The 9,063-nt window shown below is 62.2% G+C and carries 11 protein-coding genes; 5 read left to right on the plus strand and 6 right to left on the minus strand.

The genetic code is table 11. The features are described from left to right. The 3 genes from KBY72_RS13215 to KBY72_RS13225 all read right to left on the minus strand — a co-directional run. Positions 1 to 712 (minus strand): DUF4336 domain-containing protein (locus tag KBY72_RS13215; protein WP_254993773.1); only part of this gene is annotated, 712 nt, incomplete at its 3' end. A 1-nt stretch (position 713) separates the two neighbouring features. Then, positions 714 to 1,514: a zinc transporter ZupT gene (gene zupT, locus KBY72_RS13220; protein WP_254961071.1), complete on the minus strand. Its 801-nt coding sequence runs from the start codon at positions 1,512 to 1,514 to the stop codon at positions 714 to 716. After that, positions 1,511 to 2,926, minus strand: coding sequence for a YcjF family protein (locus tag KBY72_RS13225; protein WP_254961067.1), 1,416 nt, complete (start codon positions 2,924 to 2,926; stop codon positions 1,511 to 1,513). Before KBY72_RS13225 ends, zupT begins: the two co-directional genes overlap by 4 nt. Before the next feature lie 135 nt (positions 2,927 to 3,061). Between KBY72_RS13225 and KBY72_RS13230 the strand changes: the two genes are divergently transcribed. The 4 genes from KBY72_RS13230 to trpS are packed head-to-tail and all read left to right on the plus strand — an operon-like array spanning position 3,062 to position 6,089. After that, entirely contained in the window at positions 3,062 to 3,973 is a 912-nt protein-coding gene (locus KBY72_RS13230) for a cation diffusion facilitator family transporter (protein WP_254961120.1), read from the plus strand. Between the two features lie 28 nt (positions 3,974 to 4,001). Then, positions 4,002 to 4,508, plus strand: a complete 507-nt coding sequence (locus KBY72_RS13235; protein WP_254993774.1) for a hypothetical protein — start codon at positions 4,002 to 4,004, stop codon at positions 4,506 to 4,508. Positions 4,509 to 4,512: 4 nt separating this feature from the next. After that, positions 4,513 to 5,055: a hypothetical protein gene (locus KBY72_RS13240; protein WP_254961065.1), complete on the plus strand. Its 543-nt coding sequence runs from the start codon at positions 4,513 to 4,515 to the stop codon at positions 5,053 to 5,055. 5 nt (positions 5,056 to 5,060) lie between these two features. Beyond that, positions 5,061 to 6,089 carry a tryptophan--tRNA ligase gene (trpS, locus tag KBY72_RS13245; protein ID WP_254993775.1) on the plus strand — a complete coding sequence of 343 codons (1,029 nt, stop codon included), beginning with the start codon at positions 5,061 to 5,063 and terminating at the stop codon, positions 6,087 to 6,089. A gap of 16 nt (positions 6,090 to 6,105) precedes the next feature. On the opposite strand, the gene KBY72_RS13250 is transcribed toward trpS, so the two are convergent. From KBY72_RS13250 to KBY72_RS13260, 3 genes are read right to left on the minus strand one after another with little or no spacing between them, the layout of a single operon-like run. Next, the gene (locus KBY72_RS13250; RefSeq protein WP_315859560.1) at positions 6,106 to 6,459 is read right to left on the minus strand and encodes a DUF2752 domain-containing protein; all 354 of its coding nucleotides are present in this window, start codon (positions 6,457 to 6,459) and stop codon (positions 6,106 to 6,108) included. Continuing rightward, complete coding sequence (locus KBY72_RS13255; RefSeq protein WP_254993776.1) at positions 6,456 to 6,878, minus strand: TM2 domain-containing protein; 423 nt, start codon at positions 6,876 to 6,878, stop codon at positions 6,456 to 6,458. The genes KBY72_RS13250 and KBY72_RS13255 overlap by 4 nt, the downstream gene beginning before the upstream one ends. Further along, positions 6,878 to 7,216, minus strand: coding sequence for a DUF2605 family protein (locus tag KBY72_RS13260; protein WP_254993777.1), 339 nt, complete (start codon positions 7,214 to 7,216; stop codon positions 6,878 to 6,880). Before KBY72_RS13260 ends, KBY72_RS13255 begins: the two co-directional genes overlap by 1 nt. Positions 7,217 to 7,365: 149 nt before the next feature. Here KBY72_RS13260 and thrS point away from each other — a divergent pair. After that, a partial coding sequence (gene thrS, locus KBY72_RS13265) for a threonine--tRNA ligase (RefSeq protein ID WP_254993779.1) occupies positions 7,366 to 9,063 on the plus strand: 1,698 nt, incomplete at its 3' end.

Consider the following 9,063-nt stretch of genomic DNA (forward strand, 5'->3'; position numbering starts at 1 on the left):
GCCTGCGGCAATCAGGAGTGTCCAGCAAGGGCGCATCACCGCGATCCCTGGCATGGAAAAGCAGCGGCGTCGGATCGGCATCAAATAGCTCTGGGGGCTGCTCGCTGATGGCCACCAGGGCATCGGTGAGCAGCAGGCAACCACTGGCGCGGTGCAGGCAGGCCGCCTCCATGAAGGTGCCCAGGCCTAGGTCTAGGGGCCCGAGCGGTAGCCAGTGCAGCTCATCGGCATGGGGAAGGCCCTGCTCAAACAACACCCGGGTGCGCTGGCCCGGGAACCCCAACCAGGCCAGCGGCAGCGGCAAGGGGAAGCTCCACTGCCTTGGTGTTACCCACACCTGGGCAGCAGGGAAAGCCCTTGCCATCGCCGGCACAGGCAGCTTGTGCTCGAGGCCAGAGCTGGTGGGCAGCACGATCGTGCAAACGGGCCCGTAGCGGTGTTCCAGCTCGGCAAGCGCTGCCCGCACCTCTCCAGTGGGGGGCACGGGGGCATAAAGCAACAGCCCAGCCCGCAAACGCACCACCGTCATCCGGATCGGCACTGCCACGTAAAACACGCCCTGGAGCTGCTCGAAACTCCAGATCTGGTCAGGGATTAATTCGCGCACCAAGGTGCGGCGGCGGCCGTAGGGGTAGAGCGGCAACAGGGGCCACCAGGGCCAGCTCTGATCTGCGCCGGGCGCAGCTGGATCTCGGCTGGGGAGCTGGTTCACCTCAGGCCAGCAGCACCAAGCTGACACTCATCACCAGCATTCCTGCCGTGAGGCCAGCAATCATCACGTGATGATGGGCCCCGGTGCGCTGGGCGGCAGGCAGCAATTCATCGAAGCAGATGTAAACCATCAATCCGGCGACGCTGGCAAAAATCAATCCCATTACCGTGTCGCTGAGAAATGTTTTTAAAAAGACGTAGCCCACCACTGCACCGATGGGCTCGGCAAGTCCCGAGGCGAAAGACACCCAAAAAGCAGTGCGGCGGCTGCCAGTGGCGTAATACACAGGAGCTGAAATCGCCAGGCCCTCGGGAATGTTGTGGATGGCGATCGCAATGGCGATGCTGATGCCAAGTCTTGGACTTGAAAGGGCACCAACAAAGGTGGCCAAACCCTCTGGAAAATTGTGGATGGCAATCGCTAGAGCCGAAAACAAACCTGTGCGCAGCAAGGTCTGCGACTCGGTCCTGGGAAAGTTGGCCTCAGGAAGGGTCAGATCATGGCTTGGTAGGGCGTTGTCGATCAAGGCAATCACCACCATGCCAGCAAAAAAAGCCAGCACAGTTACCCCATAGCCGGTAGTGGCTCCAAGCCCGAGGGCCAGCGCTTGCCTAGCCTTGGGAAATATCTCCACAAAGGAGACAAAAATCATCACGCCAGCCGAAAAGCTCAACGACAAACTGAGCAACTTGGGGCTGAACCGCCTCGACACCAGCCCAAGCAAACTGCCAAGCCCGGTGCAAAGGCCGGCTGCCAGGGTGAGCAGAAAGGCAAACAACAACCGCTGATCAAGGTCAATCAAGGGGTTCGCTCCGCTGCCATCAGATCTGAGCAAATCATGCTGGCAGGGGGCAGGTTGCAAAGCCATTGCCGGCCCTGCTCGATAAACGCAGGCCAGTCGAGTTTTTCAGCCGCCGCTGCCCGGGCCACCAACAAGGGTGCCTGGCGTTTTATCTCGGCGAGATCAGGCTCGCTCACCCCCGCCGAGAGGGCCAACATGTCAGCCATGGACCTGGCCACAACCCGGGTGAGATAGGCGGCGCTGAGGGCCTGCAACGCCCCCCCCACCAGCCAGGTGGCGCCATGCAACTTGACCAGGCCAGTCAGAAGCTGGCTGCTCCACTCCACTACCCCCTGGGCGAGGGCTGCCTTGGCCAGTTCGCTAGCGGCGGCCTGCAGTTGCTCAAAAGTCCAAGGGCAATCCCAGAGGCGAGCCATTTCGCGCAGCATTAAGCCATTAGCCACCGCAAGCACCAGCAGATCAAGGCTCGGCAGGGGCGCCGCCACCACCCCGGCCGCCACCAGCCATTGGGTGCGCCGCTGCAGCGGCAGAAAGTGCTGGCGCCGCAGCTGCTCGAGATTGCACTGCCACTGGCCGTGCAATTGCTCAAGACGACGCAGCTGGCGTCCGCGGCGCAGCTCCGCTCCGCCACTGGCGAGGTGCCGGGCTAGGGGCGAAATGCTGGCTACAAGGGTCGTGGGTAGGCCATCCCAAAAAAGCAGACGGCTGGAAAGCTCCTGCCCAAGCTGGGAGCGCAATTCAGCGCTCAAAGCTTGGCGAGACTGGTCATCACTGGGGCAATCCACCAGCAGCCAGGCGGGCTGGGCGGCGGGCAGGGCCTCGAGCCAGCGCAGATCAGCGGCGGAGAGAGGAGTGCGCAGATGGTGGATCAGCAGGTCGCAGGCAGCAAATACTTCAGGCCAAGACCAATCGGCACTCCAGGCCGGCAAGGGATGGGCCCAGTGAAGCTGAAGTGTCTCGGGACCACGCAGGGCCCCGATCAGATCTGGTTGAAGAGCCAGAGCCGGAGGGCAGGTACCCACCAGGGCCAACTGCAAGCCCTGCCGGTCCAGCTCCTGGCGCAGGGCTGCCAGTTGGTCCTTACGCAACCGGCTATCAAGCTCAGCCTGGGCTGGAGCTGGCTCCCCTGCCAACCGTAAAAACTGAGCCTCAAGCTGCTCCAGGCGACCCAGCCAGCCGGACACATCCGTGGGGGCTGGCCCCCGGGGTTGGCGGCGGCGCAGCAGCAAAGCACCCAGGCCCAGGCCAGCCAAGGTGAGACCAGAGGCGATGGGCAGGTGGCTTAACCGCAGCAACCCATCGAGGGCAAACCAGCCGATAACCCCGGTGCCGATAGCCGGAAGCCAAGGTTTGAGGGTCGTGGGCATGGCCTGGCAGACCATGGCTAACCCGGCGAGCTGGGGGAGGGTCACCGGCGGCGTCAACGGCGCTGTAAAAGCTGAAGCATCTTTAGCTCAGCTTGAGACGCTGCGCAGGCGGCAAATGCCAATAGCTTGGGCGCGAGTCGGGGGTTTGCCTTGCCAGCTCCAGGAGTAAGAGACAACCTAATGGAGGGTCGCCAGGACACCCGCGAACAGGTGAAGCGAGTGCTGCTGGTGGCCCTGGCCGTCAACATCAGCATGACTCTGTTGAAATTGCTGCTGGGCCTCTTGAGTGGCTCGCTAGCAGTGCTGGCGGATGCCATGCACAGTGCCACTGACGGATTTTCGAGCCTGTTGGGACTGGTGACAAATGGACTTTCGGATCCCGAACCCGACAGGGACCATCCCTACGGGCACCACAAGTACGAAGCGGTGGGGGCCCTGGCTATCGCAGCCTTCATCCTGTTCACTGCCTTTGAGATCCTGCAGGCCGCCATCGGGAGGCTGAGCACTGGACTACAGCCCTTGCGAATGGATAGCCGGGAGCTACTGATACTGCTGCTCGTGCTCGGAATCAACATTCTGTTGGCTAGCTACGAGCGGGCCGAGGGGCGCAGGCTTGGCAGTCCCCTGCTCAAGGCCGATGCGGCCCACACCAGCAGCGACATCTGGACAACAGCGGTGGTGCTGGTGGGCCTGGCAGGAGCGGTGTGGCTCAACCTCAGTTGGCTCGATGTCGCCCTAGCGATTCCGCTTTGCTTGCTGCTGGTGCGCGTGTGCTGGTCGGTGCTGCGCACCAACTTGCCCCAGTTGGTTGATCAGATCGCCATTGCCCCGGAGGCCATTCACCAGGTCGCGATGGAGGTGGCAGGGGTACTCAACTGCCACGACATCGCCAGCCGCGGAGTGCTCGGCCAGCAGGTGTTTATCGACATGCACATGGTGGTGGACGCCAATGACCTGCCAACCGCGCACCGGATCACCGAATTGGTGGAAGAGCACCTAGAGGCCCGGTTTGGTCGGGTGCGCTGCACGATCCACCTCGAACCCCGGGAATACGCCAGCGCCGCGATCACCTTTAAGGGCACCCATGGCTGAGGAGCTACCGCAATTGACACTCCCGCAGTTGACACTCAGGCAGCAGGCCCAGCTGCTGGAATGGGGAGTGGAACTTCAGGCTGCTCCCATCTGGGTTGGCAGCCTGCCGGTGGCCCTGCTTGAGCGCTGCTGGCTGAGGCTGCGCCGCATATCACTGGAGCAGCTCGCCCTGGTGCTGCCGCCAGATGCCAGTGCTGAAGCACCGGAGCTGGTGCGCTATCGGGCCTGGATCACCGCCGGACAGCCGGCCTGGTCAGCCCAGTTGCGCTGCTGGCAGGAATTCGGTCAACCGGCCTGCCAGGAGGCGCTGCGCCACTTCTGGGGCCACCAGGAGCGAGGCAACCACGGCTGGACCTTTGCTGCCTATCTGGAGCTGCTGGAAACCTATCGAAACCAGTTTCGACCAGGGGCCGTGCGGGCCCTGCCCCTGATCGTGCTTGCCCGCAGCGGGCAGCGGGAGCCCCATCGGCTGCACTGGCTCACCCCCCCCTTGGCCAGCCGATGCGGCACACTTGCCTCTGACTGCACAGGCTGAGGCGATGGCCGACGAAACCACCCCCTCTCAATCTCACGATGACCAGGGGGGGCGTGCCGGTGGCGGACGCCCGCCAGGCAACCGCGAACCCGGCGGATTCCGCATCCGGCTCAGCGACAACGAGATGCGTGCCGCCAGAGCCATTCAGGAGGGCTTCGCGCTGCGCTCCACGGTTGCTGCCCTGGGCTTCGCCATTCGCACGGTGGCCCAGCTGCTTGAGGATGGAAAGCTCGACGAACTAGTCGCTCAGCAAAGGGCCCAGGCCGGTCCACGGGGTGATGCCCCACGCGCAGAGCGCCGGCCGGGGGGTGGCGAGAGCCGGGTGATCCGCCAGGAGCGGGCACCTCGGATCGATCCCTTTGCTCGCCCAAGCAAGCCTCCTGCTCCCGTGGCTGAGCCCATCGAGACCAACTCTGAAGAGGATGCCGCTGACGAGCAGATCGAAGCTGCTGCCGAAGATCTGGCCGCCGAAGAGCTTGCCCCCGAGAGCACTGTGAGTACCGACAACTCTGAGAGCACCGAAAATCCTGAGAGCACCGCGAGCTGAGTCCCATGGCACGGCCGAGGGTTCTGTCTGGGGTGCAACCCACTGGGGCTCTGCACCTCGGCAACTGGCTGGGCGCAATCCGTAATTGGGTTGATCTCCAGAGCAGCCACGACACCTTTTTTTGTGTGGTTGATCTTCATGCGATCACAGTTCCCCATCAGCCAGCCCAGCTCGCCGAGGACACGCTCTCAACAGCAGCTCTCTATCTCGCCTGCGGTATAGATCCCGATCGCTCAACCGTGTTCGTGCAGAGCCACGTGAGCGCCCACTGCGAACTTGCCTGGCTGCTCAACTGCGCCACCCCGCTCAATTGGCTGGAGCGGATGATCCAGTTCAAGGAAAAGGCAATTAAACAGGGAGACCAGGTGTCTGTGGGCCTATTGGATTACCCGGTGCTGATGGCTGCCGACATCCTGCTCTACGACGCTGATCTGGTGCCAGTTGGGGAGGACCAAAAGCAGCACCTTGAACTCGCACGCGACATTGCCCAGCAGCGCATCAACGCCCGTTTTGGCAAGCGCAAGCCAGACGGTGAGGTAATTCCAGTGCTCAAGGTGCCCGAGCCCTTGATCCTGCGCGAAGGGGCCCGGGTGATGAGCCTCACTGATGGCAGCTCAAAGATGAGCAAAAGCGACCCCAACGAGGGCTCGCGGATCAGCTTGCTGGATCCGCCGGAACTGGTGGTTAAAAAAATCAAACGGGCCAAAACCGACCCCACCATGGGACTGGAATTCGGTAATCCAGAGCGCCCAGAAGCAGACAACCTTCTGGGGCTCTACGCCCTGCTGGCCGGCAAAAGCCGCTCGCAGGCAGCCGAGCAGTGCGGCGCCATGGGCTGGGGCACTTTTAAGCCCCTGCTGGCAGAAGCTGCCGTAGAGGCCTTAAGGCCAGTGCAGCAGCGTTATCAGGAGTGGCGGCAGCAGCCAGGCGCGGTGGCAGAGGTGCTTCGCAATGGCCAACACAAGGCTGCGACCGTGGCCGATGAGACCCTCAAACGGGTGCGGGAAACTCTGGGTTTCCTGCCGCCCGCCTAGGAACTTTCTCGGCAGTTCAGGCCGGCAAAGGCTGGCCCTGGCTCCAGCCCCAGAGCCGCAGCAGCCAATAGCCAAATGCGAGCAGCGCAGCGGCACAGGCCAACTGCAGCAGCCGCCGAGACGCCAGGCGGCCACCTGAAAGAGTCCAGAGCCCCAGGGCCAGCGCTAGCCCCACCAGCACCGGGCCAAAAGCGTGCCATACCAGGGCCTGGGCGAGGTCGCCATGCAGGGTCGCCAGCACGGAGCGCGTTAAGTAGCAGGTCGGGCAGGGTATGCCCGTGAGCTGACGCAGGGGGCAACTCCACAACCCCATGGGCAGAGAGGCTCCAGCCGCCAGCCCCAGCAACAGCAAAAAACGTCGCTGTCTCAAGGCTCCTTGTAGATCACCCGGCCCCGCTCGTCATTGCCGACATCCAGCAGCTCAGCATGGAGCAACCTTTGGATCTCATCACGCACCTGGCGACTCTCCACCCCAGCCGGCAACTCCATCTCGACGAGGGCGTCATTGAGGGTGAAGCCCAGCTCACCTCTGCGCCTAGCCAGATGAACTAGCTGCCGCTCAACCGAGAGGGTCGAGCCTGATAACACCAAAGGCCGGTTGGCCTGGTCAACCAGTTCGGGCATCAACCAGAGATCAACCAATTGGCCCACGAAGCAGAGGCCAAAAGTGAGCAACCAGAGAGTGCCGCTGAGGGGCTTGCGGTTGTAGAAGCGATGCACGCCACACACTCCCACCAGGCCTAGGGCCCAGAGGACATAGCTCAACGCCAGGTTGCGGCGCTCGCCCATCACGGAAGGTTCACCCCATGCCGGCGCAGGGCCGCCGAAAGATTCCACACCGACAACACCAGTTGATGCCAGGGAGCCAGGGTTTCCATCTCGAGGGCCATTGGTATCGGAGCCGCCTGGCGCAAGCTTGTGGCGGCGCAGAGTTCCTTGCGGGCCTGCACTAGGTGATCGCGCAGGATCAGCTGCTGGACTTGGGGCATCACGGTTTCCGGACAGTGATCTAGCAGCAACAAACCCCGTTCAAAACAGGAACCGAAGTCGTCGAGCAAGGACCCAAGCAGCTGATCAAGCAGGACGCCGGGGGATTCAAGCTCGGGTATTGGAGGAGAAAAACCCATAGATCCAGCTTAGGAGCGCTGCGTAGGATTGAGATTCGCCTTAGTTAGCCGCTCGATCAGTGCCCGTGAACCCAAGCAGCTCCGAGCCCGCACCGATCGCCCTGCCCAAAACCAGCGAAAGCAACCAGCTGCTGCGCATCCGTCACTCGATGAGCCATGTGCTGGCCATGGCGGTGCAGAAGCTCTTTCCCCAGGCCCAAGTCACCATTGGCCCTTGGACAGAGAGCGGCTTCTATTACGACTTCGACAATCCCGATCCCTTCACCGAGGCCGATCTCAAGGCAATAAAAAAGGAGATGGGCAAGATCATTGGCCGGCGTCTGCCGCTTGAGCGGATCGAAGTAAGCCGCAGTGAAGCCGAGGCAAGGATCAAAGCCCAAAACGAGCCTTACAAACTGGAGATCCTGGCGGGGATCAGCGAGCCCATCAGTCTCTACACCCTGGGCGAGGAGTGGTGGGACCTCTGCGCCGGGCCCCACGTAGCCAACACCAGCGAGCTCAATCCCAAGGCCTTCGAGCTTGAGAGCGTCGCCGGCGCCTATTGGCGTGGCGATGAAACCAAAGCCCAGCTGCAGCGCATCTACGGCACCGCCTGGGAAACAGCTGAACAACTGGCGGAACACAAGCGGCGCAAGGAAGAGGCCAAGCGACGGGACCACAGGCGATTGGGCAGCGACCTGAATCTGTTCTCGATCGAGGATGAGGCCGGGGCTGGGCTTGTGTTCTGGCATCCCCGCGGGGCGCGGATGCGCCTGTTGATCGAGGATTTTTGGCGTCAGGCCCATTTCGCAGCTGGATACGAACTGCTGTACACACCACACGTGGCTGATATCAGCCTGTGGAAAACCTCGGGCCACCTCGACTTCTATGCCGAGAGCATGTTTGGCCCCATGCAAGTAGATGAGCGGCAATACCAGCTCAAGCCCATGAACTGCCCCTTTCACGTGCTCACTTACGCAAGCACCCTGCGCAGTTACCGGGAGCTGCCAATTCGCTGGGCCGAGTTGGGCACCGTTTATCGCTATGAGCGCCCGGGTGTGATGCACGGCCTAATGAGGGTGCGCGGCTTCACCCAGGACGACGCCCACGTGTTTTGCCTACCAGAGCAGATCAGCGATGAGATCCTGCGCATCCTTGATCTCACAGAGGAGATCCTTTCCACCTTCGATTTCAAGACCTACGAAATAAATCTCTCCACCAGGCCGGAGAAATCGATCGGCGAAGATGCCGTGTGGGAATTGGCAACCCAAGGCCTGATCGAGGCCCTCGATCGCAAGGGCTGGGCATACAAGATCGATGAAGGCGGCGGCGCCTTCTACGGTCCCAAGATCGACCTAAAAATCGAAGATGCCATCGGGCGAATGTGGCAGTGCTCCACCATCCAGCTCGATTTCAACCTGCCAGAACGATTCGCACTTGAGTACGTAGCCGTTGATGGCTCAAGAATGCGGCCGATCATGATTCACCGGGCCATCTTCGGTTCGCTGGAGCGTTTTTTCGGGATCATGACCGAGAACTATGCCGGCGATTTCCCCTTCTGGCTGGCGCCCGAGCAGATCCGGCTGCTGCCCGTTACCGATGAGGTGATGCCCTACGCGGAACAGCTACTGGAGCAGCTCAAGGCCGCAGGCATCCGCGCCACGCTGGACCATTCCGGTGAGCGCCTCGGCAAGCTGATTCGCAACGGCGAGCAGATGAAAATCCCCCTGCTGGGAGTAATCGGCGCCAAAGAGGCTGAAACAGGTGCCGTGAGCCTGCGCAGCAGGCGCGAAGGCGAGCTCGGCAGCGTGGCCGTGGCCAACCTGCTGGCTGCAGCAGTGACGGCAAATGCCGAGCGGGCAGCCGGC

It is taken from the genome of Cyanobium sp. BA5m-21 (assembly GCF_024346235.1).
In the GTDB taxonomy this organism is placed as follows: Bacteria; Cyanobacteriota; Cyanobacteriia; order PCC-6307; family Cyanobiaceae; genus Cyanobium_A; species Cyanobium_A usitatum.